Origin of the sequence: Paenibacillus xylanexedens (assembly GCF_007680605.1) — a bacterium.
Classification (GTDB): Bacteria; Bacillota; Bacilli; order Paenibacillales; family Paenibacillaceae; genus Paenibacillus; species Paenibacillus xylanexedens_B.
In genome coordinates this window covers 3,255,832-3,281,330 of record NZ_VEIO01000001.1, presented here as the reverse complement: position 1 = coordinate 3,281,330, position 25,499 = coordinate 3,255,832, and the positions used below count along the sequence as shown (strand labels likewise).

Genomic DNA, 25,499 nt, shown 5'->3' with positions numbered 1-25,499 from the left:
ACCGTTACTCGCATGAACGAGGCGATTGTTCGTTTATCCTTCCAATGACGGGAGTTGAACCCTTTTCAATGATGGGAGTTGAACCCTTTCAATAAGGGGAGATGAACAATAACCAGGGTGGTACCGCGATAACATCGTCCCTGATCATTCAGGGGCGTTTTTTGTGTTTATTTTTACAGATGCGTTACCAAAAAAATGTACAAAACAATCTGTTAACCAACCGGGGCGATCTCGCTGCGGAACTTATAATCTGATGGGGGCAACCAGTATGAAAGCTAGTGAAATCCGATCCAAATGGATCCAGTTTTTTGCAAGTAAAGGCCACAAAATTGAACCAAGCGCGTCGCTTGTACCACACAATGATCCTTCCCTGCTGTGGATTAACGCAGGTATGGCACCGCTGAAACCATACTTTGACGGACGGGAGAAGCCGGAGAACCCACGTCTGGCAAACTCGCAAAAATGTATCCGTACCAACGATATCGAGAATGTCGGCAAAACGCGCCGTCACCATACGTTCTTTGAAATGCTTGGTAACTTCTCCATCGGTGATTACTTCAAGGAAGAAACGGTGACTTGGGCTTGGGAATTCCTAACGAGCAAAGAGTGGATCGGATTTGATCCGGATCGCCTGTCCGTTACCGTATACCCGGAAGATGAAGAAGCCTTCAAGCTGTGGAATGAAAAAATCGGACTGCCGGCTGAACGCATCATCAAGTTAGACGAAAACTTCTGGGATATCGGCGAAGGCCCATGTGGACCTTGTACTGAAATCTTCTATGACCGTGGGGAAGCTTACGGTAACGATATGAACGATCCTGAAATGTATCCAGGTGGAGAGAACGAGCGTTATCTGGAAGTGTGGAACCTTGTATTCTCGCAATTCAACCATAACAAAGACGGCAGCTACACACCTCTTCCGAACAAAAACATTGATACAGGTGCAGGGCTGGAGCGTTTTGCATCCATTCTGCAAAATGTAGATTCCAACTTTGACACCGATCTGTTCCAACCGATGATTCAGAAAACGGCTGCACTGGCAGGCGTTAAATATAATGATAGCGTTGAGATTGATGTTGCGCTCAAAGTCATTGCCGATCATATCCGTACCGTGGCATTTGCTGTAGGTGATGGCGTACTGCCAAGCAATGAAGGCCGCGGATATGTCATTCGCCGTTTGTTGCGCCGTGCCGTTCGTTACGGTAAAGTATTGGGCCTGGATCGTCCGTTCCTGTATGAGCTGACAACGACTGTTGGTGAAGTGATGGGCATGTACTATCCTGAAGTGGTAGAGAAGCAAGAATTTATTGCCAAAGTGATCAAAACCGAGGAAGAACGTTTCCACGAAACGTTGTCAGACGGACTTTCCATTCTGGCAGATATCAGTGCTGCAGCCAAATCCGAAGGACGTACAGTGATTAGCGGACCAGAAGCATTCAAACTATACGATACGTACGGATTCCCGTTTGACCTGACTGAGGATTATGCGTCGGAACATGGTCTGACCGTAGATCGTGATGGCTTCGATGCATCCATGCAAGAGCAACGTGATCGTGCGCGTGCAGGGCGTCAAGAGAACGAAAGCATGAAGATTCAAGGTGGACCGCTGGCTGACCTGGAGGTTAAAAGCGAGTTTGTTGGATATACTGACCTTTTGACGGAAGCAAAAGTGGTAGCCATTGTTACCGGAGATGCTCTTGCAGACTCTGTAGGAGAAGGACAGACTGCTCAGGTTATTCTGGATCAAACGCCATTTTATGCAGAAAGTGGCGGTCAAGTCAGTGACCAAGGCGTGCTTCGTAGTGCAAGTGCTGTAGCAACTGTTCAAGGTCTGTTCAAGGCTCCGCAAGGACAGCACGTGCATGTGGTGACGATTAAGTCCGGTGAGCTTCGTGTGGGCGATGTCATTCAAGCAGAAGTGGACGCAACCAAACGCGGCGATATCATTAAAAACCATACGGCAACACACTTGCTCCACAAAGCATTGAAAGATGTGCTCGGTACGCATGTCAATCAGGCTGGTTCCCTTGTGGAACCACAGCGTCTACGTTTTGACTTCTCTCACTTCGGCAGTATTACTCCGGAAGAGTTGACTGAAATTGAACGTCAAGTGAATGAGCAGATCTGGAATCGTCTGAACGTAAACATTGAGCTCAAAGGCATCGATGAAGCGAAGGAAATGGGAGCTATGGCTCTTTTCGGCGAAAAATATGGAGATATTGTGCGCGTCGTGCAAATTGGAGATTACAGTTTGGAACTTTGTGGCGGCTGTCACGTAAATAATACTTCAGAGATTGGAATTTTCAAACTGGTCAGCGAAAGTGGAATCGGCTCCGGTGTGCGCCGGATTGAAGCTGTGACAGGCCGCGGTGCATATTTGTATGTGGAAAGCCAGTTGGAACTGCTCAAACAGTCCGCAAACCTTCTTAAAGCGAATGTAACAGATGTTCCGAAGCGTATCGAAGGTCTGAATCAGCAACTGAAAGAAGCTGCGAGAGAGACTGAATCGCTGCAAAGTAAACTCAGTGCGATGGAAGCAGGTCAGTTGACGGATCAAGTGGTACAAGCAGGTAATACCCAATTGCTGGCCGCTCGTGTAGATGCACCGAATATGGATGCACTTCGTACCGTTGCGGATGAGCTGAAAGTAAAACTGCCAGATGCCGTTCTCGTACTCGGTGCGCCGGCGGATGGCAAAGTGAATTTTGTAGTTGCAGTACCTGCCGAGCAGGTGAAACAAGGTCTGCATGCCGGTAAGATTGTGAAGGAAGTTGCTGCAGTATGCGGCGGCGGCGGCGGCGGACGTCCGGATATGGCTCAGGCCGGAGGCAAGGACGCAAGTAAGCTGGATGAAGCATTGAAACTGGCGATTTCCATCGTCAGCCAGTAAAGGACAAGCAAAAAACACAATTGCCTTATCCTTTGTGTACTTGTGGCAGTCAGAATATGTTATTATATAAACAGAAATCAATTCGGCAGGACATGGTCCCCATGTTCATGCAGGAGCGAGGTGTCATCAATGGACTCCATGGATAAGACGGTTAAATTTAATGTGAAAGGTGACGAACAGGAGGCATCTTCGCAAGAGATTCTTCTCACGGTATATGACGCGCTGGTCGATAAAGAGTATAATCCCATTAACCAGATCGTTGGATATCTGATATCCGGCGACCCCGCGTATATTCCGCGTCACAACAACGCACGCAGTCTGGTCCGGAAAAAGGAGCGCGACGAGCTGATTGAAGAGCTTGTTCGATCTTATCTGGCCAATCACCGGTAATATACGCCACTTCCGTTTGTCTGCAGCCGTGCAGGCAAACGGATAATGAACCGACAGAAGACAGACTGAAGTCTAAGCTGACGATTGTATATCGTTCTGAACAGACTCAGGATGGGAGAGCATGATGAAAAAATTAGGTTTGGACTATGGGGACCGCAGAATCGGAGTTGCTGTCAGTGACGCCTTCGGTTGGACTGCCCAGGGATTGGAAGTGCTTGAACGCCGCCGGGATGAAGGCGAGTTCACACGAATTGCTGAATTAGTGCGTGAGCATGAGATCAGCGAAATTGTGGTGGGGCTCCCCAAAAACATGAACGGCACCGTAGGACCACGTGGTGAACTATGCATTGCGTTTGCTGAACGCCTGCGGGGCGAACTGAATTTACCTGTTCACCTTTGGGATGAACGGCTGACAACGATGGCAGCAGAACGTACGCTGATCGAAGCGGATGTCAGTCGCAAAAAACGCAAACAGGTCGTGGACAAAATGGCCGCTAGCCTGATTTTGCAAAATTATTTGGATGCCAATAGTACAAGGTGAGGGGGATCAACAATGGCTGAAGATCAACTGGGTATGGAAGAAGAAGCTGAGATCATTTACATTGCAGATGATGAGGGTAACGAAGAGGAATTCGAAGTCATCATGAAATTCGAAGTGGACGGTTCGGAGGCCAAGTATATGATGGTTGCTCCGGTTGAACCTGAAGATGGCGAGACGGATGTGTATGCATTCCGTTATGAAGAAGATGGCGATGATATCAAACTTTTTGTGATCCAAGATGATGCCGAGTGGGACATCGTCGAGGAGACCTTTAATACATTTCTTGCTGAAGATGAAGAGGAAGCGAACTAAATGACGGAATATAATCGCAAGGACCTGAAATGGACAGATTCGCTGCGTCTGGCATTCGGTGCTCATGTGGAGCTCGAGGAAGAGAACGGTAAATCACATCCGTATGAACTGCTCGCTGAATTTGAGGTACATGGGCAGCAGTACGCGGTGCTCCGCAGTTCATTGCGTCCGTATGACGAGGTTGAACTGCTAAGGGTTGTACCTGGTAGCGAAGACCAGATCATGCCGGAGTTAGTTACGATTGATGATGACGATGAGTGGGAGAGTATTTCAGAGCTTTATGATGAATGTACACTCCCGATTGACGAGGATTAACCAGCTTCAAATTGAAAAAACCGGAAGGGCGGAGAAGTCCGCTCTTTTTGGTTGTGTAAAGGAGTTGTATCTCTGTTGAAAGGCAAAGTCATAGGCATCTTGCTACTCGTACTGCTCATTCTGGCAGGAGGAGCTGGCGGTTATGTATGGAACATGATGCGTCCAGTGGAAGCTTCTTCCGAACCAGTTGTATTTGAAATCAAGAGCGGTTCGGGCATATCCGCAATTGCGGATCAGTTGCAGCAGGAAGGACTTATTCGAAACAGTCTGGTCTTCAAAGGTTATCTAAAGTGGAAGAAACTGGGCAGTAATTTTATGGCGGGAAAATATGCCATGAATCCGGGTGTAACGTACGATGAGATCATTCACAAACTGAGCAGCGGCGAGGTTGTCCCTGAGGAGATGGTGAAGTTTACGATCCCGGAAGGCTACACCGTATTGCAGATGGCGGACAAGCTTTCGGCTGAGGACATTGTGGATAAGAAGGAGTTCCTTAAGCTGGCGAATGATCCTTCAGCCTTCAATGTGGATATCATCAAAAGTATCCCGGTGGATGAAGAATTGAGATATGTGCTGGAAGGTTATCTCTTCCCGGAAACCTACGAAATGAAAAAAGGCAGCAGTACTCATGATGTGATGCAGCGAATGCTGGAAGAGTTTCAGACGAAAGTGAATTCTATTCCAGATTTGCAAGCGAAGCTTGATGAAAAGAAACTTTCGTTGCATGAACTTCTGACGATTGCATCGCTGGTGGAACGGGAAGTTGTCGTAGATCAGGAACGTGCATTGGTAGCGGGTGTAATCTATAATCGGATCAAAGACGATATGAAGCTGGAGATTGATGCAACGGTACAGTATTTGCTTGATAAACCGAAGGCAAGGCTATTGTTCAAGGATTTAAAGGTACAAAGCCCGTACAATACGTATTTGAACAAAGGTTTGCCACCAGGCCCGATTGCTAGTCCGAGTCTTTCGTCGATTAAGGCAGCGTTGAATCCGGAAGCTTCGGAGTATCTGTTTTATGTGACGAAAAAGGATGGAACTTCAGGGCATCTGTTTGCCAAGACATACAAGGAACATCAGCGAAATATAGCCAAAAGTAAGGCTGCGCAATAAGCGGAGGGGATTAGATGAGTACAAAACATGAACTGCTCGTGACAGTAGCAAATGTAACAGAAGCAGAAGCGTTGCTTCAAGCCGGAGCGGACGCTTTGTTAATTGGAGATGATCGCTTTGGCATGCGTCTGCCAGGCAGTTTTAGCCTGGAAGAGACTGCAGAAGTGGTGGCCATGGCTACCAAACACGAGGCTCGGATTATTGTTTCTATGAACAACCTGATGTCGAATGAATTATTGAAAGAATTGCCTGACTATGTGCAAGCGTTGGGCCGAATTGGCGTGCATGCGGTCGAGTTCAATGATCCATCTGTACTGGCTGCGATTAAGGAACATGCACCGCATATTCATTTGCATTGGAACGCAGAGATGACGTCGACAAACTATGCAACGGCCAACTACTGGGGAACCAAGGGGGCCAGCCGCGTTGTCCTTGCCCGTGAGTTGAACATGGACGAAATCACGGAGATGGTTCCATTTTTAAAAGTGGAGGCACAGGTGCAGGTTCATGGCATGACTAATATTTATCACTCCAAGCGAAGCCTGGTTCAGAGTTACATGGCTCATCAAGGACGTCCAGTGGAGGGGCATCTCGGTAAGGAACGCGGATTGTTCCTGATTGAAGCCGAGCGACGGGATGAGAAGTTTCCGATTTATGAGGACATCAATGGAACGCATATTATGAGTTCAGAGGACATCTGCATTCTGGAAGATCTTCATCTGATGATGGAAGCAGGTGTGCACAGCTTCAAGGTAGAGGGGATACTGAAGTCTCTTGCTTACAACGAAGCAGTTGTTCGTGCTTATCGTAAGGCGATAGATCTGTATGAAGCAGACGCGGAGGCGTATGCATACGACGAAGAATGGTTACGTGAGGTTCGCGAGCTGCAGGACCCTGAGCGGGAATTGTCATTTGGATTTTTCTATAAAGAACAAGTGTATTAATAGACGAGGTGAACAAGATGGAAACAGTGGCGGTCAAGCGGAAGTTTTCCGGTAAACGTAACCGTCTGGATAAACCGGAGCTCTTGGCTCCGGCGGGAAATCTGGAAAAATTAAAATTTGCGATTCACTATGGGGCTGACGCCGTATATATCGGCGGACAGGCTTATGGGCTACGTTCGAACGCGGATAACTTCAGTTTTGAAGAAATGCGTGAAGGTGTGGAATTCGCGAAAAAATATGGAGCTAAAGTATTCGTAGCAACGAATATCTATGCCCATAACGAAGATGTGGCAGGCATTGAAGCATACTTGCAGAACCTGTATGATGCAGGCATCTCCGCGGTTATTGTTGCCGATCCGGCCATCATTGAAGTGGCTTTGCGTGCAGTACCGGGCTTGGAAGTGCATCTTAGCACACAACAGTCCACTTTGAACTGGCAAGCCGTGAAGTTCTGGAAGGACGAAGGACTGCCGCGGGTTGTGCTTGGCCGTGAGACAAGCTTTGAAGAGATTGAAGAGATCAAGGCAAATGTCGATATCGAGATTGAGGCCTTCATTCACGGAGCGATGTGTTCTTCCTATTCGGGCCGTTGTGTATTGTCCAATCACTTTACAGACCGTGACTCTAACCGTGGAGGCTGCTGTCAGTCTTGCCGCTGGAAGTATGATCTGTTCGAGGATGCGAGAGAAGATACGGTCTGGGTAAGCGAAGAGGAAATGCAGATGAAGGCTCCTGCACCGTTTAAACTGGGAGATAATCAGTTGCCGCTTTTTCAGGAACAGGATAATTCCTTCTCCATGGGTTCGAAAGATTTGTGCATGATTGGTCATATCCCGGAATTGATTGATGTGGGTGTGGACAGCTTCAAAATTGAAGGACGAATGAAGTCGATTCACTACGTTGCGACTGTTGTTAACGTATATCGTCAGGCCATTGATGCTTACATGGCTGATCCAGAAAATTATGTGTTGAAACCGGAGTGGGTGGAAGAAATGAATAAAGCGGCGAATCGTCCGCTGAATACCGGTTTCTTCTACGACACCCCTGATCATGAAGATCATATCTATGAGCCGGAAGAGAAAGCAGTGCCTTACGACTTTGCTGGTCTGGTTATGGGTTATGATGAAGAAACAGGCATGGCGACCATTCAGCAACGGAATCACTTTAAGCCGGGAAATGAAATCGAGTTCTTCGGTCCCAATGGTACTTTTTTCAAACAAGTGGTAGGAGAAATTCAGGATGAACAAGGCAATGTTCTCGATGCTGCCAGACATCCGTTGCAACTGGTGAAAATGAAAGTAGATCAGCCAGTTTCTTATTTTGACATGATGCGGAAAAAGAAGTAGGCTTATATTCCTATTTTGTAACAAAATAATGTTAACAAATCACAAATTTGTGTTATAAAGTACAGAAATAGACCTCCGTATATCGGTATATGGGGGTCTTTTTTTTATAGAAAAATAGGAAAAAAGTTGTAATATATTTCTGAGGAATTGGAGGGAAAGCAGGAAAGCTGTCGAATACTACATATTTATAGGGGAGAGATTGAAAAATCTAACAAGAAAATTACTGGCAGGTGATTGGGATGGTACAAAAGAAGGATAAAGACAGTGGGGAACACAGCACACAACCCGAGCAGGCTAAGCCTGATAAGACACAGAATGTAAAGAAAGTTAAACCGGTCAAAATCAAAAAAGAAGGGATACATAAAAAGCCTTTCAAATTTGATCGAAGTAAGATCAGGTTTGACTGGATCAGAGTGGATTGGTTGAAGAAACAACTGAAGAATCGGGATTGGAAAGGGCTTGGAGGAAGTTCATTCAAACAGATTAGGAAAGTTAATCCGGTCAAATCTGTAGGGGTTAAACTATTTTTAATCTTTTTTGCAGCCATTATGATTGTTGTTATTAGTTTAGGCCTATTATCCTATTCCAAGGCTAAAAATACGATCGAGGCTAATGCATCCAGAGCAAATCAGGAGACGATTGATCAAACCAAGCAGAAGCTGGATATCATTTTGGAGCGTTTTGTGGATACGTCTACACAGATCTTCTTTGATCCAGAGATGCAGTCTTTGCTTCAGAAAATGTCAGATCCGAATCTGACGGCATATGATACGTTCGTCAATTCGAGTTCAATTAATAAACAGTTATCGAATGTAGCTTTTACAAACAAATCCATGGAAGCGATTTATTTGGTGCCGACAGATGAATCTAAATCGGTTATGGGCACAGGGAACAGCAGTTCAACGATGGGAAGCGTGCGTCAGGAATCATGGTATACGGACCTCGTAGCACAGGGTGGATACCGCTGGCTCCCGACACAAGAGAAGACCGATGGCACAACACAGACTTTCCGAATTGCACGTTCGATGAAGAACCTGCAAGGGACAACACAGTCTTATGTACTGATTATTGAGTTGAAACTGGAAGTGCTGGAGGAGCAACTGAAATCACTGGATCTGGGGGCAGGCTCGGTCATTCAATTGATTGCTCCGGATAACAAAGTCGTTGCTTCGTCTATGGCGGGACGTGCAGGAAAAGAAACGGAACTTGCCTTTGTGAAAGATTTGAAAGAGCCTGCAGGAAGTACAAATACCGAATATGATATCGATGGCAAATCGACGAATATGCTGGCTGTATACAGTACGCTGGATTCATCTGCGTGGAAGATGGTGGGTATGGTTCCCACTTCAATGCTGGTTAAGGATGCCAAAGGCATCTTGACAATGACCTTGTGGATGGCACTTGCATTTGCAGCCCTTGCTGTGGTCATCGGCGTCTGGATGGTTCGTATGATTGCTCGTCCGCTCAGCGGATTGAAAGATCTGATGCAAGAGGGTGCAAAAGGAAATCTGAAAGTGCGCACTCCGTATAGTTCCCAAGATGAGATTGGACAGCTATCCGCTGCATTTAATACGATGATGGAACAAATTACGAAGCTGGTCGAGCAGACCAATCGTTCTGCACAGGAAGTATTGGATACAGCTTCAGAACTGAGCAATGCTTCGAAGAAAACAGCTGTATCTGCTTCCGAAATTGCTGTAGCTACCGAAGAAATTGCTGGTGGTGCAGGTAGTCTGGCAACGGAAGCGGAACGAGGCAATGAGTTGACGGATAATATCTCTCGTCAGATGGAAAGTGTGATTGCAGCCAATGAAGAGATGGGCAGTTCTGCCCGTCATGTGGAGAAATCCAGTCAAACGGGAACTCAGCATCTGAATCAGTTGATGACCAAAACGCAGAAGACCGAAGAAATGATTGGAGCGTTGGTTAACAAAGTTGATTCGTTAAAAGAGAGCACATCCTCTGTATTAAAAGTGCTGGATGTTATGCAAAATATTACGAAGCAGACCAACATTTTGTCTCTGAATGCAACGATTGAAGCAGCGCGGGCTGGTGCAGCTGGCCGTGGTTTTATGGTCGTAGCGGATGAAGTGCGTCAACTCGCTGCCCAATCCAGACAGTCCATTGATATGGTTGGGGAAATTACCGACAAAATCATGTCAGAGATGAACGAAACGGTAAAAGCTCTGTCCGATGCATATCCTTTGTTTAAGGAACAGATGGATGCTGTCAAAGATACCAATGTGATCTTTGCTTCTGTACAGGAACAGATGGGTGCTTTCGTGCAACGTCTGGGTATGGTCACAGGCTCCATTGGAGAATTGAGCAAATCTCAAGCAACGTTGTCTGAAGCGATGAGCAATGTCAGCGCTGTTGCTGAAGAATCCTCGGCAACTTCAGAGGAAGTGGCTTCCTTGAGCAGTGAACAGCAAAACATCAGTAATCAACTCGTCAGCCTTTCTGGCAAGCTGGAGAATGTATCGACGGAATTAAAAGAAACGCTCTCACGTTTTACTGTGTAACCAGCAGAAAAAGCTAGCTACGAATTACAAACGAACCTGCCTTTTCGAGGCAGGTTCGTTTGTTTTCCGGATAATTCCAGACAGGGCAGCGCATAATACACGAAAACGGTGAGGGTGGAACAGGTGTGCAGTTGCAACTGGTGCGGAAACGTCGTATAGCCATAATAAGCGCCGGACTTACTATTCTCTTCGCAGTGTTGGTGCTGAGACTTGGCTGGATTCAAATGGTTCAAGTGAACCGAACGATGCCCGGGTTTCAGCGAACCGTGCGGGAGATGTCGGTGCTGCAACGTGAACAGGGTGTGATGCTGGATTCAGGCCGTGGGCAGTTTACGGATGTCCACGGGCGTCTATTAACAGGGAAGCTGCAATGGGGGCTTGTGCTTTATCCATCCAGTGGGAAAAGTGAGCATGATCTCAAGCTCAAACAACTGTCCTCCTTCCTTCATACAGATGTGAACCAGTTAAAAAGGGAATGGCATAAGGAGGAAACGCCACATCTTTGGACCGGAGGCGGTTCAGAGCCTATTTTATTAACGGATGCCCAAGTTGTTAATGTACGGAACCTGCACCTCCAAGGAGCTGATGTGTACCCTGTTATGACGAGGTATTTCCCAGAGGCTAGTGGAAGCCAGTGGCTGGGTTATCTCAATGAATCTCCCAAAGATGATGGGAAGCTTAGCAGACATCAAGATGAAGTAAAACAGCCTTTTGCCATGAAATCGGGAGCATCTGGACTGGAAAGAACGCTGGAGCCGTTGCTAAGAGGTATAGGCCCAACGTTAATAACTCGTATGGTATCAGGGAATGGGCAGGTCATTCCAGAGATGGAGCCGCGCGTAGTTGCTCCTAGGAATTCGCACTATCCATTAGTGGTGGAAACCACGATTGATGCACGTATACAGCAAGGCATCGAAGAATTATCAGAAGCAGCCGGGCTGAAGGAAGGAGCCATAGTGGTTCTTGATACTGCAAATGCAGATGTACGCGCAATGGTATCACGTCCCTTTTATCAACCGCAACATGTTGATCCACTGCACTCCTCCTGGGGGAATCGAGCGATACAGGCGGCTGTACCCGGCTCTATTTTCAAAATCGTAACGGCTGCAGCAGCCCTGGAAAATCAGGTTGTTTCTCGTGATGAGAAGTTCCACTGCGAAGGAGCTTATGGAAAATATGGTCTTTCCTGCTGGAAGGAGCATGGACATGGCGAATTGAATTTAGAAAAGGGATTCGCGGAGTCATGTAACATTGTGTTCGCTGAAACTGCACGTAGACTGCACATGGAGCAATTGGAACAAACTGCTGATCGCCTGGGGCTTGCACGTTCTGTCGGCTGGCAAGCACAACATATCGCGGGGATGCCGGTATTAAAACATTTTGACCATGAAGAATCTGGACGCATTCGAACCAATGCTGTAGAGTCTGCAGACGAAGGAGCCAAAATTCAAACAGCCATTGGACAGCGGGATGTTCTGGTCACTCCGCTACAAGCAGCAAACCTGATCGTGACATTATTGCATGATGGAAAAGTAAACGCCCCTCGGCTGGTGCAACGAATCAGGTACGCGGATGGAGGTACGATGCTGGACATGCCTTTACATGAATCTCCTTCAGCAGAAGGACAGATTTCTCCGGCCACAGCTCATCTGCTGTTAAGGTGGATGAATACCGTAGTACGGGAGGGAACAGGAAAATCCCTGCAACACGCAAGATGGCACGTCGCAGGGAAGTCAGGGACAGCTCAGGTACAACAACAAGGAAACACCAGAAACAACCAATGGTTCATAGGATATGGGCCCGTAGAGAAGCCGAGATACGCTGTTGCTGTGTTGGTACAGAATGTCTCTCCAGAAGCTTCTCATCAGGCTAAGGCTCTATTTCGCAAAGTCATGGACTATCTGGCCAAGTGCTCGTGATTTTTCAGCGGGGAAGGATCACGAGCATGCCATCTACTGCTGTTCTGTTCTCTCTGATACATCAGGGACAGGAGCATCAACCACTAATGGTGACGATTCGAATTCGTCTGTGGGCAGATGAATCCATTTTTGCAGATAACCTTGCTGTAGAAGTTCTTTTAACAAGATCAGAAGCACAGGAGATAATACGACACCTGCGAGTCCGAAGATCGACAGGGAAATTAACATAAACGAAAGCATCAAATAAGCAGAGGAAACACCGATGGAATTTCCTGAAATTTTAGGTTCCAACAGTTGCCGCGTCAGCATGGTCACAGCCAAAACCACAATCAAGCCAATCGCAAGTGTACTGTTGCCCACGATAAACAAATAAACAATCCACGGAATAAATATCACTGGAACACCGAGCAACGGCACCAGATCAAAGATGGCGCAGACAGCTGCGATAGTAAAGGCATTGGAGGTTCCCAGAATCAACAACCCCGCATATATCAATACAAAAGTAATAAGCATCATGATCAATTGTGCCTTCATATAGGAACGGATCGTTTTGAACACGTGAGTGCGCATAAATTCATTCGCTGTTTTTAATGTTTTAGGCGTTTTGGCACGAGCAAACTTACGCCAGGATTCAATCTCGATACTGAGGAAAAATGCCAGAATGATCGCGATCCCAAAGTTTGTAATGAAGGTAGAGAATGAGCTTAGAAAACCGATAATGAATTGTGCTCCACTAGTGACCCAGCGGGAAAGAATCCCGGACAGTGTGGCAAAATATTCGTTTACTTTATCCAGTATTCCGTCAGGAAGAGCATTGGACTTATCCTGGATGAGCATAACCAGATTCGTGAATTCACGTTGGATCATCTCAACATAAACCGGAAAATTGAGCTGAAGATCCGATATTTGTGAAATGATAAAAAAGCCTAGACCGAAAAAGGCAGCCACAATGACTCCGAGAAACAATAATACGGATATGGCGGTTCCAGCTGTTTTGGGCAATCCTTTTCGGTGAAGGAATTTGGCTAACGGCTCAATCATCCAAAAGACAATAAATGAAAGAAAAACGGGTGCGGCGATGTGATACAATTTACTAAAAGCAAACATGATCACATACACGGTTAACACGAGCAGAGCGATATCAAAGACGGTGCGCCCGTACTTTTTATAAAGCGGCAACATGGGCATAGACTCCTTTACAGGCAGAAATTAGATTGTATTCATTGTACATGATAGTGGGGATTTGAGAAAACAGCATTTAATAAAAGAACTAACTATGATAAAATTAAAGGCGGTTTATTTTAGATAGTGCCGTATGGCCGTAAATTAGCAGGAGAAGTGGGGAATTAACATCATGACAACGATGCTTCAGAGTATTTTACTGTGGTTATTGTATCTGTCCTCTTTTTATGCTTTTATTCCGAGTCTGATCAGCAGACTGTTCGGATTTCGTGTGTTCAGGAGAGGGAAAAGCGAGACGCACTATGCCCTGACATTTGACGATGGGCCTGATCCTTTTTATACGCCCCGGTTGCTTGATCTGTTACGTAAGTATAACGTGAAGGCAACTTTTTTTGTTGTGGGGGAGCATGCTGCAAGTCATCCGGAGTTAATCAGACGTATGCATGAGGAAGGACATTTGATCGGAATCCATAACTACATTCACAAAACAAACTGGTTGATGCGTCCACGAACGGTTCGGGATCAGATCGATCGAACAGGCCAGATTATTCAAGAAATTACGGGGGAAAAGACCTGTTATTATCGTCCGCCATGGGGCATTATGAACCTGTTTGATTTTTTCAGCAAAAAAGATCGCAAAATTATTCTTTGGTCCGCCATGTTTGAGGATTGGAAATGCAGCGTAGGTGTGGAGCGGCTGGAAGAACGTATGCTGAACAAATTAAAGGGCGGAGAGGTAATGCTACTCCATGATCGCGGCACGACTTTGGGGGCAGATGCACAAGCACCGGAGCAGATGCTTGAGGCGCTGGAGGCCGTGCTACAGGAAGCGGAGCGGCGTGGCTTGGAAAGTGTACGTGTGGACACGTTGATGAATGGTAACACAATAACCGAATCGTCGTCAGGAGTTTCAACGAAGGAAGTGGAAACCCGCTTGAAACTGAAGCTGTGGAAACGTGCCGTGGTTGCTTTGTGGTTAGGATGGGAAAAGCTGTTTCACTGGGCATATCATCTGCGGGCCGCTTCACCTAAAAATACGATGCTCCATTTTCGTTCCCGTGTGTACCACGGTGCGCGAGTTGAGATGGAACATGGTTATGTGATGCAGAACGGAGATCCGATTATAGAGCTACATTTTGACAATCAAACATTATTCGAACTTGGTGTTACATCCCGTTCAACGATGCATTTAGCGATTCGTATGATTCGTGCGATGGAACAACAACTGCCAGACCTGGCACAGGTTGTTGCTGCAGATCCTGAATTACGTTCGGCAAAGGCACTCTATGGCGTAAGCATGATTAACCGTGGTCCTGAAAAATTTGGATTCACTGTGCAAGAGCTGGCACCAGGCCCGTTCAGCTTGGCCACCAGGTTATATCTAAGGCTGTTGCTTAGCGTTATTCATCCGGCAGGGCAAAAGCGCTTGAAACAGCGTACAGATCAATTGGTGCCTAAAATGATTGTGATGCCTGTCGAGGAACTGTTGAAACGTTATGGACAGCAACATCATACGGTCGCTTCAGGTGTAACTGAACAAGCAGAAGACGATTCCTTTGTTATAGAAAATGAGGTTTTGACGGAACAGAATTGAATTCATTGATGAGGACTGAATTCGCTGATAAGGGTGTAACGGACTTATACAAAAATTTAATTATTCATTTAAACATTGCAATTTTTCTGAGCAGAGCGTTTGTACGCAATTTCGATGCAAAAAAAGGATGGGCTATGCCAGCGTGGCAGAGCCCATCCTTTTGGTTTTTATATACTTGTTTCAGTATTTGTGGCTTCTTCAAGCAAACTAGATTTTCAGTACTCCACCGTTGCTTGCATTGGTTACAAGTTTGGAGTAGCGAGCCAGCAAGCCGGTTTTGACTTTTGGTTCAAAACCTTTCCAGTTCGCACGACGAGCTTCGAATTCCTCATCGCTAATTTGCAACTCAATCGTACGGTTGTTGAGGTCGAGTTCGATGATATCTCCTTCTTCAACAAAGGCAATCGGACCGCCTTCCGCTGCTTCCGGAGAGATATGGCCGATACTGATTCCGCGGGATGCACCGGAGAACCGTCCATCCGTAATCAGACCGACTTTGGCACCAAGTCCCATACCTACGATCTGGGAAGTTGGAGCGAGCATTTCAGGCATACCTGGTCCGCCTTTTGGTCCTTCATAACGAATAACTACGACATGTCCCTCTTTAACTTTCCCGTTAGCAATACCTTCGAGTGCTTCTTCCTGGGAGTCGAAACAGATCGCAGGACCTTTGTGGTATCCGCCAACCGAAGCGTCAACCGCGCCAACTTTAATGATTGCACCTTCTGGTGCAAGGTTACCGAACAATACAGCCAATCCGCCTTTTTCGGAGTGCGGGTTGTCCAGCTTGTGGATTACGTTTGTATCTTTGATTTCCTGGCCTTCCACGTTTTCACGGATCGTTTTACCTGTAACCGTAATACAGTCCGCGTGAATTGCGCCCGGTTTCTTGAGCAATTCATTCAGAACCGCACTTACGCCACCTGCATTGTGAACATCTTCGATGTGCAGGTCAGAAGCTGGTGCCAGTTTCGCCAGATGCGGAACGCGGTTAGCAACTTCATTGATACGCTCGATCGGATATTCAATGCCAGCTTCGTGTGCCAGAGCAAGTGTGTGAAGTACCGTATTTGTGGAACCGCCCATCGCCATGTCGAGAGCAAACGCATTGTCGATGGCTTCTACAGTTACGATATCGCGTGGTTTCAGATCCAGTTTGATCAGTTCCATCAGTTGTTTCGCCGATTGTTTAACAAATTCGCGGCGCTCTGGAGCAACAGCCAGAATGGTTCCGTTACCTGGCATAGCCAGGCCCATCGCTTCTGCGAGGCAGTTCATGGAGTTAGCTGTAAACATACCGGAGCAGGAGCCGCAAGTTGGGCATCCGAATTGCTCAAGCTCAAGCAAGCTTTTATCATCAATTTTACCAGCCTGGAATGCACCTACGCCTTCAAATACGGACGTGAGGGAGAGGGCTTTACCGTTGCTGTCACGGCCTGCTTTCATCGGGCCACCACTTACAAATACGGTAGGGATGTTGCAGCGCAGTGCGCCCATCATCATACCAGGAGTGATTTTGTCACAGTTCGGGATACAAACCATGCCGTCGAACCAGTGAGCTGATACAACCGTTTCTACGGAATCCGCAATAATGTCACGGCTTGGCAAGGAGTAACGCATACCGATGTGGCCCATCGCAATTCCGTCATCAACCCCGATGGTGTTGAATTCGAACGGAACGCCGCCGGCTTCGCGGATGGCATCTTTAACAATTTTACCAAACTCCTGCAAGTGAACATGACCAGGTACGATATCGATGTACGAGTTACATACCGCGATAAACGGCTTGCCAAAATCCTCTTCTTTTACGCCCGCTGCACGGAGCAAACTCCGGTGTGGTGCGCGGTCAAACCCCTTTTTGATCATATCGGAACGCATTTTATTGGCTGACATGGTGTATTCCCCCCAAAACTATAATATTGAGCAACATGAATGGAAAAATAAATGGCAGTGCATCTGTCGTTTAATTTCATCCGTACTCTAAAAAATAACCCGTGGGCTGGTGTCTGGCTCCCCGTAGTTTGTGAATTTCTTTGCTGCTTTAAACCCGTGAACACCCGGTTTTTCTATAGAGTCTATCACAACCATCGTCATATTTCTACATTCAATAGACATATAGAAAAGAAGCCACTATTCCATTGACATGGAGTTTGGCTTCTGAATTGAGTTCAAAGCAGGTTCACTTCAAAATCGTATACGCCTTTTATAAGCTGAATTTAACTACTTCCGCCTTTACGACCAATTTCGCGATAAAATTCTTTGCTATGGTTTTCAGAAGTCGCTTCTCCGCCCTTACGTCCGATTTCCTTGTAGAAATCTGCATCATGAGCGTCGGAAGTCGCTTCACCACCTTTTTTACCAATGGTCTGGTAGAAGCTCCGGTCATGGTTTCTCGATGTGGCTTTCCCGCCTAACCGTCCGGCTTCTTCCCTGCTCATCTTGCGTTCTGACGTCTGCCCTCGTGCCATTACAAATCACTCCTTACCATAATAAGTTGTTTTTTGCACCGTGTATGCTGAATTACCACAGTTTTTCCAGTATGAAACAACTTAAATGGAAACGGTTGGATATTAGAAAAGAGTAAAACTTCAGGCAGAACGCTTGAAAACACCATGTCGATGAATTGAAATCCGTGAGATGTCCGGCTCAATGAGTACTTTAAAGGTATGCCGTACAAGCGGGTGGGCCAGAGTAACCGAGAAGAGCACAGCAACACCAAGGATAACCGGGATGAAGAGTGCGCTACCCATATAACTGTAGATCCCTGACCAGATCGCAAGCCGTACAAGGAATCCGTGTAAAAGGAAGACGTACAATGTACGACGACCCAGGTCGGTCAGTTTGGAGGTCAAATTCGGAACCCAGGCAAGGAAAAGCGTGGCGGATATGATCTCCAGCAGATATATGCCAAGTCGGAAAATCCCGGCATACCACTCCTGATGCCCCAGTTCAGCATAAGTCTTGCTTCCAAACAGCCATCCTTGCGGAATGTTTAAACCGCCATATGCAATATAGATCAGCAGAGCAACTGACAGAATAGCGGCTGCTCTGCGGCCCCAGCCGGGGAGCAGGCGAGCACGGATGGCTGCACCATAGTCATATCCGATGACGAAAAATGGCAGAAATACAAAGGTGCGGCTACAGCTGAGCCAAAAACCGTCGACAGGCAAGTAACCGGCAATGACTCCAAGCGCGATTGAAGCAATCAACCGATATACAGGTTTCCAGGAGATGGTGAGCCGGACAAGTAACCTCCAGCAGAAATGGCTGGCAAGGAACCATAGCAACAGGTACGGTGCAAAGAAGGATAAGCGCATATGAGGTGTATGAAACACGGTCGCATCCATCAATGCATATAACGTTTGGAACAGAAGATATTGAAGTGCAATCTGTTTCAGGACGTTGCGCCCCGAGACACCCTGGATAGAAGGTTTGGCAAAATATCCGGTCACCCAAACGAACAGCGGCATATGAAACGTATAAATCCACAGAAACAATGCCTCTGCTCCGGCAAAGCGGGTAATGAGCGGTTCCAGTGCATTTCCCGCAAGTACGCACACAATTAACATAAAGCGAAGATTGTAAAAGAAAGATTCCTGATCATGCTGAATCAGTATCTGTTTTCTCATGATGTAGCCCCCTCGAAAACTTCGTTTAAAAGTTTATCTGCATTCGTTATATACAACTGTACTAAGGTTAATATGGATTCACTCCAATGATTGTGATTTAATTCACATTAGTAAACGTTATCTTTTCTCAAAGATGTGACAACAAAAAGAATGCTTCGGGATTGACAACGGTTGCATACGGGATGACAATGGTAGAAGAAGATGAGGTAGTCAATATTAAGGAGGAAGGCAATATGTCAACGAGTCCCTTTCAAAGCCCTGATATTATTACATTCGGGGAGAGTATGGGGTTGCTGACGGCCAGAGATACGAGAGGGCTTGAATATGCAGCTACACTGGACAAGACGTTCGGAGGTGCCGAGAGCAATCTGGCCATTGGCGTAGCACGCCTTGGACATACCAGCGGCTGGTTTGGACGGCTTGGCAACGATCCGATCGGAAACATGATTCTAAAAGCTATTCGCGGCGAAGGTGTGGATGTATCCCGGGCCAGACTAAGTGATCATGAACCTACAGGTCTGATGATTCGTGAGAACGCTTCCGGGAAAGCTTCGGTGCATTATTATAGGAAGTTATCCGCGGCCAGTGCCATGACACCGGATAATCTGGATCCGGAATATATTGCCGGGGCCAAGATTTTGCACGTCACAGGTATTACTGCAGCGATTAGCGAATCAGGTCTTGCCACGGTTGAAGCCGCCATACATATTGCCAAGCAGGCAGGGGTGAAAGTGAGCTTCGATCCGAATCTGCGCCTGAAGCTTTGGTCAGCAGAGAAGGCCCGACCTGTATTACTACGTTTGGCTGAACAGGCGGACTACTTTTTACCAGGTTTGGATGAGATGAAGCTGTTATATAACGAAGAAAGCGATGAGAAGGTGCTTGAACGCTTGGCTGCCATGGATGCCGTGTGCATTGTTAAGGGTGGGCCTGATTTGACCTACGTACTTGCGGATGGTACCCTAACGGAAGTTCCGTACTTTAAAGCAGATCAGGTTCTTGATACTGTCGGAGCTGGAGACGGATTCTGTGCAGGTTTTTTAGCTGGCCTGTTAAAAGGCTACACTCCGCAGGAAGCGACCCGGCTTGGTAATTTGAACGGATCAATGGTTATTCAGGCCGTCGGGGATTGGGAAGCACTCCCGACATGGGCACAAGTCGAGGCCAAGCTGAATAATGTTGCTCACGTCGAGCGTTAAGTCGCGTTAAAATCAGGATGACTCATCTTCGTTCTTTAAAAATGTAAAGTTTGTATACACAACCACCACATGAACAAGGGAGAGAATGAAATGAAGAAGCTTCAACTGTTGCAAAAGATGACGGACAATGGTGTGGTGGCGGTTCTGCGCGCAGATTCAGCTGACCAGGTCATTGCGATGGCCGAGCAGGCAATCGCGGGTGGGATCAAGGTGATCGAAATTACGATGACCGTTCCGGGTGCGCTCAAAGCGATCGAAAAATTAAGCCGTGTGTATCATTGGAATACGCAAGATCCGGAGAAATTCGCGATTATTGGCGCAGGAACTGTGCTTGAGGCGCAAACGGCGAGAGCTGCAATTATGTCAGGTGCCGAGTTTGTCGTAGGACCATCTCTTAACCCTGAGACCGTTCAGATGTGTAATCTGTATCGCGTGCCGATCTTGCCGGGTGTGATGACCATTGCCGACGTGCAGCGTGCACTGGAGCTTGGCGTGGATATTATCAAGCTGTTCCCTGGCAACCTGTATGATCCATCCATTATCAAAACGATGAAAGGCCCTATGCCACAGGCGAACTTCATGCCAACAGGCGGTGTGTCTTTGTCCAATCTGGGTGAGTGGATCAAAGGTGGAGCAGTAGCTGTCGGCATCGGCTCTGATCTGACGTCGGAAGCTGTGAAGACGGGAGATTTGAGTCATGTCCGCCGCAAAGCGGAACAATATATGGAAGCTTATCGCAAAGCCAAGGCTGAATAATGTTTCAAGATGGAAGGGAGCCTGCGGCAAGCAGGCTCCCGCTTCCATAAGCCGCGGTAATTTGCGGAAGTGCAGAAAGGTGAATGATGTTGAGAAATCGTTATCATACGGGGCGCAAGAAGAGGGGCATTGGCAAGTTTCTGCTCGTACTTTTGGCGCTCATTGTTATTGGTTGCGGATATGTTGCATGGAAGTTGCTCACGCCTTATGGCCCGCAGGAAGCAGCACAGGCTGCGATGGAAACTTCTGATGGGGTTACCGTCAGTGAGCAGGAGAACTGGATCGATTTTAAGCCGGATAAACCCAAAGCAAATGGAAAAAGTGTACTTTTCTATCCTGGCGGATTAGTTAAACCAGAAAGTTATGCTCCTCTTGCTCACGAGCTCGCTGCAGCTGGTCATCATACCATTATTGCTAAGATGCCGGTAAACTTGGCTGTAATCAAACCCGATCTGGCCGATGATATTTTGGCAGCGTACCCTGAAGAGCAGTTCGTCATGGGTGGTCACTCGTTAGGGGGCTCCATGGCTGCACGATATGTAGTGGCACATCCAGATGCCCTTCACGGCATTTTTTTCCTGGCGTCCTATCCGGATGAAAAAGGAAGTGTGCAGAAGCTGGATATTCCGGCCTTATCCATTCTCGGCACGAATGATGGCGTTGTGAATATGACCAAGTATCAGGCAGGACGCATGTATTTGCCACCAGATACCGTGTATTACACCGTTGAAGGAGGGAACCACGCTCAGTTTGGTGACTATGGTCATCAGAAGGGAGACGGCGAGCCGTCAGTTAGTGAAGAAGATCAGTTGAAGCAGACGGTCAAAACGTTGTTATCTTGGTTAGATACCATCAAGTAGTCTAATTTTCAGCGGAGGTGAAGGTCAGTGGCTTTGCTACAGGTGCAGGGAGAGGAGATTCCCTGCAGGGCAATTCTGTTTGACAAAGATGGCACTTTGCTGGAGTTTCTTCAATTATGGGGCCCATGGGCTGAGAGTATGCTTGTGCAGATGCAAGCATATATGCGGGAACGAGATGCCTCTTTTACCGTGGAACTTGAACAGGTGCTGGGTACGGTTCATGATTCGGAAGGCCATCTCAGCGGATACGATGTGCAAGGGCCGCTTGCCATTGCAACTGTAGATGAGTGTAACGGCTGGCTGGCAGGGCAGCTCTATGCTGCGAGTACGCCATGGAACGAAGCCATTACAACGATACGCCAGTTTTCGAGCATAGCGATGAAGTCTGTAAGAGAGCGGAAATCCGCTGAACCCATGCCTGGATTACTGGACTTACTGCAACGTTGTAAGGAAGCAGGCATTCAGCTTGCAGTGGTGACTTCCGACAGTACATCAGCGGCTGAGGCACATCTGGACTGGATGGGCATCCGTTCCTTTTTCAGTTCGATTGTAGGCTGTGACCGGGTAACGCGCGGCAAACCCGATGGTGAATCATTCCTGCTGGCTTGCCGGGAATTAACGGTTGAGCCTCATGAGGCTGTAGTCATTGGGGACAGCAACGGGGATATGCAAATGGGACGCCATGCAGGAGCGGCATATACTTTGGGGTTCTGCCTTCAAGTAGACCAAGGTGTGCATTTGCATGATGCGGACGCCGTCATTCGTCATTATGATGAGTTAGCTATTGTGTTATAGATCCTGCTCTATGTTCGTAAGTATAAGGGAAATCAAAGGAGGAGAGAGGATGAACGCAACAGAGCAACTGGCTGCCTGGATTCAGGAAAGCTCACGCATTGTTTTTTTCGGAGGAGCCGGAACTTCAACGGAAAGCGGAATTCCCGACTTTCGCTCGGCTGCGGGACTGTACCAGACGGAGCAACACTCCCCTTATCCTCCAGAGGAACTGTTAAGCCGACATTTTTTTGATCAGCACGCCGATATTTTTTATGACTTCTACCGGGGGAAAATGCTTCATCCCGATGCGGAACCGAATGGTTGTCATCGTTTACTTGCCAGGCTGGAGCAGGAGGGTAAACTTCACGCTGTCATTACGCAAAACATCGATGGTTTGCATCAAAAGGCAGGCAGCAGTCATGTGCTGGAGCTTCACGGTTCCGTTCATCGCAATGCTTGCATGGATTGCAAACAGTTCTATTCGCTACATGACATTATGCAATCGAAAGAGGTTGTACCCCGTTGCTCGTCATGCGGAGGTGTGGTCAAGCCAGATGTGGTCCTGTACGAAGAAGAACTGGATCAGGCAACGTTGTATCATGCCATCGACGCCTTGTCTTCAGCAGATTTACTGCTTGTAGGCGGGACTTCGCTGACGGTATATCCAGCAGCGCAATTAATTACGTATTTTCAGGGAAAACACACCGTTCTGCTGAATGCCACACCAACCGCTTATGATCACCGGGCAGACTTGTTGATTACAGAGCCGATTGGCGAGGTAATGAAGGGTGTAGACCAGCTTATTGGTTGATACAAAGTTGTGAACCAGCTTTAGTAAACGGATTGAATGGAATGATGGCATCCTCTGGCTAAGGCTTGGATACAGGATGCGCGAACCTGGGGAAAGAAGGGATTCATAATGGTCTATGTAGCTGCTGATACTCGCTATGAAACGATGAAATATAACCGCGTGGGACGTTCGGGCCTGAAGCTGCCAGCGATTTCACTTGGACTGTGGCATAATTTTGGTGGAATTAACAGTCTGGAGAATGGACGCAACATGATTACGCGTGCGTTTGATCTCGGGATTACCCATTTTGATTTGGCGAACAATTATGGCCCACCTGCAGGTTCAGCGGAGCAACTGTTTGGTCAGGTGCTGGCTCAGGATCTGAAACCATACCGGGATGAACTGATAATCTCCACCAAAGCGGGATATTATATGTGGCCAGGGCCTTACGGTGAGTGGGGGTCCCGCAAATACTTGATTTCCAGTCTGAATCAGAGTCTGACTCGAATGGGACTGGATTATGTAGATATATTTTATTCACACCGTTATGATCCAGATACACCACTGGAAGAAACCATGATGGCACTTGATCAACTGGTTCGTTCAGGCAAGGCACTTTATGTGGGCATCTCCAATTATCCTGCAGAGCAAACGAAACAGGCGGCCGAGATTTTGAAAAGCTTAGGTACACCGCTATTGATTCATCAGCCAAGGTACTCCATGCTGGATCGCTGGATTGAGGATGGGCTCCAGGATGTGCTGGATGAGTATGGAGCAGGCAGTATCGCGTTTTGTCCATTGGAGCAAGGCGTTCTTACGAACAAATATTTGAATGGGATTCCGGAAGATTCACGTGCCAAAGGCCCTTCTGTATTTCTGAATGAAAATAATATCTCTCCCGAGACACTTCGTAAGGTACGTGCTCTGAATCAGATTGCGGCATCCCGTGGTCAGAGTCTTGCCCAGTTTGCACTGGCATGGGTACTGCGCAATGGAAGAGTCACGTCTGCGTTAATTGGCGCAAGCCGTCCGTCTCAGATTGAAGAGAACGTAGCTGCGCTTAGTCAGCTGGAGTTTTCCGCGGAGGAACTGGAGCGGATTGAATCCATTTTGCGACCAGAGTCTACGAATAAAAACAAAGATTAGAACCTGTGCCGTGTATGGGGAGCGTCTACAAATAAATCATAACCAAAAAGTGCATCTTAGCCATAAAGGCGAGGTGCACTTTTTATTTTGAACATGTGGGCCAAATTCAGTCAGTCATTCTGTACTTTTGTTCATTTATTTTACGATGTGATGTTCTCTCTTTTATGTGGAGAAGTGATCTTACGTACCTTTTGAACGTAACGGACGCGCAAGCAGTTTCTCCCGATAGAGAGTGGGGGCTTCACCATGGAAACGTTTGAATTGCCTAGAAAAATACAGAGCATCAGGCATACCGACAGATGCAGATACCTGTTCAATCGACAAGTCTGGCCGTTCCCGCAGTAATTGACGTGACTTGTCGATCCGCAGTTTCAACAAATAGGTTACAGGGGTGAGTCCGGTTTCCTGTTTGAAAATACGCGACAGGTACGCACGGTTATATCCCAGACTCTCCGACATTTGTTCAATGGATACGGGGTAAGCGTATTGAGTGGACATATATTGAATCATCTGTTTTACCGTCCGCCGGATGGAGGATTCTCCTGATGTTAATGTCTGCCCCTCGGAGAGATGGGTCTGGGCCTCGGCTAAAATCATATACAGTGTACCGAGTGATGTATAATGGGCACTTTCTTTTCGCTCGGCAAAAGCATCTTGCATGACCGACAACCAGTTGGATATGTCACAGGCTATACCGGCATGAAAAACCGATTTCTCGGGCCTGAACCCGGCCCGTTCAACGTGCTGGGCAGCTTCACTGCCTGTAAAGGCAATCCAGCGGTATTGCCACGGCTTGCGGGCATGGGACTGGTAGCTTACCAGTTGTCCCGGATGGATCAAAAAACAATCGCCTGCGGCGAGATCGTAGGTGTGCAGCTCCGTACGGAACGTACCGGCTCCTTTTTCTACATAATGCAAAAGATAATAATCATATAGCTTCGGTCCAAGTGCATGTCCAGGGAGAGTCTGGCTTGCACCGGCAAACAGGACATGAAGTGCCCCTCGGTTATCATAGGTGGGATTGGAGGCAACCGAATAACTAAGTGCTCCGCTTTTGCTTACCGCTGTTTCCTGTGAGGGCCTGGAACTGGACGAACCTGTTGTGTTATGGGATGTTTCTGCCGGATTTGTTTTGGAATCTTTCATGTGGAATCCTTCTTTCCGTTGATTAGAGCCTCGGTCGTTAGATTCATTATATGATTAAAGGTCACATTTATCCATATGAATCACACATGGTTTCATTTTAAGAGAGATCACTTCCTTGTATAATAACA

At 47.2% G+C, this 25,499-nt stretch carries 21 protein-coding genes and 1 pseudogene; 17 read left to right on the top strand and 5 right to left on the bottom strand.

Going from position 1 to position 25,499, the window contains the following annotated elements:
* The first annotated feature begins 268 nt into the window (after positions 1-268).
* From alaS to FS818_RS14415, 10 genes are all read left to right on the top strand, one after another.
* A complete protein-coding gene (gene alaS / locus FS818_RS14460) occupies positions 269-2,890 on the top strand; it encodes an alanine--tRNA ligase (RefSeq protein WP_145332663.1) in 2,622 nt (873 codons plus the stop codon).
* Between the two features lie 129 nt (positions 2,891-3,019).
* Positions 3,020-3,280: an IreB family regulatory phosphoprotein gene (locus FS818_RS14455; protein WP_090915537.1), complete on the top strand. Its 261-nt coding sequence runs from the start codon at positions 3,020-3,022 to the stop codon at positions 3,278-3,280.
* A gap of 124 nt (positions 3,281-3,404) precedes the next feature.
* Positions 3,405-3,821: a Holliday junction resolvase RuvX gene (gene ruvX / locus FS818_RS14450; RefSeq protein WP_184186045.1), complete on the top strand. Its 417-nt coding sequence runs from the start codon at positions 3,405-3,407 to the stop codon at positions 3,819-3,821.
* A 12-nt stretch (positions 3,822-3,833) separates the two neighbouring features.
* Positions 3,834-4,133 carry a DUF1292 domain-containing protein gene (locus FS818_RS14445; RefSeq protein WP_090915532.1) on the top strand — a complete coding sequence of 100 codons (300 nt, stop codon included), beginning with the start codon at positions 3,834-3,836 and terminating at the stop codon, positions 4,131-4,133.
* Positions 4,134-4,448: a DUF1292 domain-containing protein gene (locus FS818_RS14440; RefSeq protein ID WP_090915530.1), complete on the top strand. Its 315-nt coding sequence runs from the start codon at positions 4,134-4,136 to the stop codon at positions 4,446-4,448.
* Between the two features lie 75 nt (positions 4,449-4,523).
* The gene (mltG, locus tag FS818_RS14435) at positions 4,524-5,564 is read left to right on the top strand and encodes an endolytic transglycosylase MltG (protein WP_260984627.1); all 1,041 of its coding nucleotides are present in this window, start codon (positions 4,524-4,526) and stop codon (positions 5,562-5,564) included.
* 14 nt (positions 5,565-5,578) lie between these two features.
* A complete protein-coding gene (locus FS818_RS14430; protein ID WP_145332662.1) occupies positions 5,579-6,508 on the top strand; it encodes a peptidase U32 family protein in 930 nt (309 codons plus the stop codon).
* Positions 6,509-6,525: 17 nt separating this feature from the next.
* A complete protein-coding gene (locus FS818_RS14425) occupies positions 6,526-7,854 on the top strand; it encodes a peptidase U32 family protein (RefSeq protein ID WP_145332661.1) in 1,329 nt (442 codons plus the stop codon).
* A gap of 239 nt (positions 7,855-8,093) precedes the next feature.
* The gene (locus FS818_RS14420) at positions 8,094-10,376 is read left to right on the top strand and encodes a methyl-accepting chemotaxis protein (protein ID WP_145332660.1); all 2,283 of its coding nucleotides are present in this window, start codon (positions 8,094-8,096) and stop codon (positions 10,374-10,376) included.
* Positions 10,377-10,621: 245 nt separating this feature from the next.
* The gene (locus FS818_RS14415; protein ID WP_260989877.1) at positions 10,622-12,295 is read left to right on the top strand and encodes a peptidoglycan D,D-transpeptidase FtsI family protein; all 1,674 of its coding nucleotides are present in this window, start codon (positions 10,622-10,624) and stop codon (positions 12,293-12,295) included.
* Between the two features lie 33 nt (positions 12,296-12,328).
* Here the strand turns inward: FS818_RS14415 and FS818_RS14410 are convergent, their stop codons facing one another.
* Entirely contained in the window at positions 12,329-13,477 is a 1,149-nt protein-coding gene (locus FS818_RS14410) for an AI-2E family transporter (protein WP_145332659.1), read from the bottom strand.
* 172 nt (positions 13,478-13,649) lie between these two features.
* Between FS818_RS14410 and FS818_RS14405 the strand changes: the two genes are divergently transcribed.
* Positions 13,650-15,071, top strand: a complete 1,422-nt coding sequence (locus FS818_RS14405; RefSeq protein ID WP_145332658.1) for a polysaccharide deacetylase family protein — start codon at positions 13,650-13,652, stop codon at positions 15,069-15,071.
* A 207-nt stretch (positions 15,072-15,278) separates the two neighbouring features.
* Here the strand turns inward: FS818_RS14405 and ilvD are convergent, their stop codons facing one another.
* The 3 genes and pseudogenes from ilvD to FS818_RS14390 form a co-directional block, all read right to left on the bottom strand.
* Positions 15,279-16,964 (bottom strand): dihydroxy-acid dehydratase, encoded by a 1,686-nt coding sequence (ilvD, locus tag FS818_RS14400; protein ID WP_145332657.1) that lies wholly within the window; start codon positions 16,962-16,964, stop codon positions 15,279-15,281.
* A 326-nt stretch (positions 16,965-17,290) separates the two neighbouring features.
* Positions 17,291-17,539: pseudogene (locus FS818_RS14395) on the bottom strand (KGG domain-containing protein); the annotation flags it as partial.
* Positions 17,540-17,659: 120 nt separating this feature from the next.
* Positions 17,660-18,700: an acyltransferase family protein gene (locus FS818_RS14390; RefSeq protein ID WP_145332655.1), complete on the bottom strand. Its 1,041-nt coding sequence runs from the start codon at positions 18,698-18,700 to the stop codon at positions 17,660-17,662.
* 233 nt (positions 18,701-18,933) lie between these two features.
* Between FS818_RS14390 and FS818_RS14385 the strand changes: the two genes are divergently transcribed.
* The 6 genes from FS818_RS14385 (at position 18,934) to mgrA (ending at position 24,225) form a co-directional block, all read left to right on the top strand.
* The gene (locus FS818_RS14385; RefSeq protein ID WP_145332654.1) at positions 18,934-19,899 is read left to right on the top strand and encodes a sugar kinase; all 966 of its coding nucleotides are present in this window, start codon (positions 18,934-18,936) and stop codon (positions 19,897-19,899) included.
* A 90-nt stretch (positions 19,900-19,989) separates the two neighbouring features.
* Complete coding sequence (locus FS818_RS14380; RefSeq protein ID WP_090915508.1) at positions 19,990-20,655, top strand: bifunctional 2-keto-4-hydroxyglutarate aldolase/2-keto-3-deoxy-6-phosphogluconate aldolase; 666 nt, start codon at positions 19,990-19,992, stop codon at positions 20,653-20,655.
* A gap of 89 nt (positions 20,656-20,744) precedes the next feature.
* Entirely contained in the window at positions 20,745-21,515 is a 771-nt protein-coding gene (locus FS818_RS14375; RefSeq protein ID WP_260989854.1) for an alpha/beta hydrolase, read from the top strand.
* 27 nt (positions 21,516-21,542) lie between these two features.
* On the top strand, positions 21,543-22,310 hold the full coding sequence (locus FS818_RS14370; protein WP_145332652.1) for an HAD family hydrolase: 768 nt from the start codon (positions 21,543-21,545) through the stop codon (positions 22,308-22,310).
* A 49-nt stretch (positions 22,311-22,359) separates the two neighbouring features.
* Positions 22,360-23,100: an NAD-dependent protein deacylase gene (locus FS818_RS14365; RefSeq protein ID WP_145332651.1), complete on the top strand. Its 741-nt coding sequence runs from the start codon at positions 22,360-22,362 to the stop codon at positions 23,098-23,100.
* Between the two features lie 108 nt (positions 23,101-23,208).
* Positions 23,209-24,225, top strand: coding sequence for an L-glyceraldehyde 3-phosphate reductase (gene mgrA, locus FS818_RS14360; RefSeq protein ID WP_145332650.1), 1,017 nt, complete (start codon positions 23,209-23,211; stop codon positions 24,223-24,225).
* A 180-nt stretch (positions 24,226-24,405) separates the two neighbouring features.
* Here the strand turns inward: mgrA and FS818_RS14355 are convergent, their stop codons facing one another.
* Positions 24,406-25,371 carry an AraC family transcriptional regulator gene (locus tag FS818_RS14355; protein ID WP_145332649.1) on the bottom strand — a complete coding sequence of 322 codons (966 nt, stop codon included), beginning with the start codon at positions 25,369-25,371 and terminating at the stop codon, positions 24,406-24,408.
* Positions 25,372-25,499: the final 128 nt, after the last annotated feature.

Bases quoted from the DNA above. Each gene is read 5' to 3' on its own strand.
- FS818_RS14365 (WP_145332651.1), top strand. From the start codon at position 22,360: ATGAACGCAACAGAGCAACTGGCTGCCTGGATTCAGGAAAGCTCACGC.
- FS818_RS14455 (WP_090915537.1), top strand. From the start codon at position 3,020: ATGGACTCCATGGATAAGACGGTTAAATTTAATGTGAAAGGTGACGAA.
- FS818_RS14440 (WP_090915530.1), top strand. From the start codon at position 4,134: ATGACGGAATATAATCGCAAGGACCTGAAATGGACAGATTCGCTGCGT.
- FS818_RS14380 (WP_090915508.1), top strand. From the start codon at position 19,990: ATGAAGAAGCTTCAACTGTTGCAAAAGATGACGGACAATGGTGTGGTG.
- FS818_RS14430 (WP_145332662.1), top strand. From the start codon at position 5,579: ATGAGTACAAAACATGAACTGCTCGTGACAGTAGCAAATGTAACAGAA.
- ilvD (WP_145332657.1), bottom strand. From the start codon at position 16,964: ATGTCAGCCAATAAAATGCGTTCCGATATGATCAAAAAGGGGTTTGAC.
- FS818_RS14445 (WP_090915532.1), top strand. From the start codon at position 3,834: ATGGCTGAAGATCAACTGGGTATGGAAGAAGAAGCTGAGATCATTTAC.
- FS818_RS14405 (WP_145332658.1), top strand. From the start codon at position 13,650: ATGACAACGATGCTTCAGAGTATTTTACTGTGGTTATTGTATCTGTCC.
- FS818_RS14385 (WP_145332654.1), top strand. From the start codon at position 18,934: ATGTCAACGAGTCCCTTTCAAAGCCCTGATATTATTACATTCGGGGAG.
- FS818_RS14415 (WP_260989877.1), top strand. From the start codon at position 10,622: ATGCCCGGGTTTCAGCGAACCGTGCGGGAGATGTCGGTGCTGCAACGT.
- FS818_RS14355 (WP_145332649.1), bottom strand. From the start codon at position 25,371: ATGAAAGATTCCAAAACAAATCCGGCAGAAACATCCCATAACACAACA.
- FS818_RS14390 (WP_145332655.1), bottom strand. From the start codon at position 18,700: ATGAGAAAACAGATACTGATTCAGCATGATCAGGAATCTTTCTTTTAC.
- FS818_RS14420 (WP_145332660.1), top strand. From the start codon at position 8,094: ATGGTACAAAAGAAGGATAAAGACAGTGGGGAACACAGCACACAACCC.
- FS818_RS14425 (WP_145332661.1), top strand. From the start codon at position 6,526: ATGGAAACAGTGGCGGTCAAGCGGAAGTTTTCCGGTAAACGTAACCGT.
- mgrA (WP_145332650.1), top strand. From the start codon at position 23,209: ATGGTCTATGTAGCTGCTGATACTCGCTATGAAACGATGAAATATAAC.
- FS818_RS14410 (WP_145332659.1), bottom strand. From the start codon at position 13,477: ATGTTGCCGCTTTATAAAAAGTACGGGCGCACCGTCTTTGATATCGCT.
- alaS (WP_145332663.1), top strand. From the start codon at position 269: ATGAAAGCTAGTGAAATCCGATCCAAATGGATCCAGTTTTTTGCAAGT.
- ruvX (WP_184186045.1), top strand. From the start codon at position 3,405: ATGAAAAAATTAGGTTTGGACTATGGGGACCGCAGAATCGGAGTTGCT.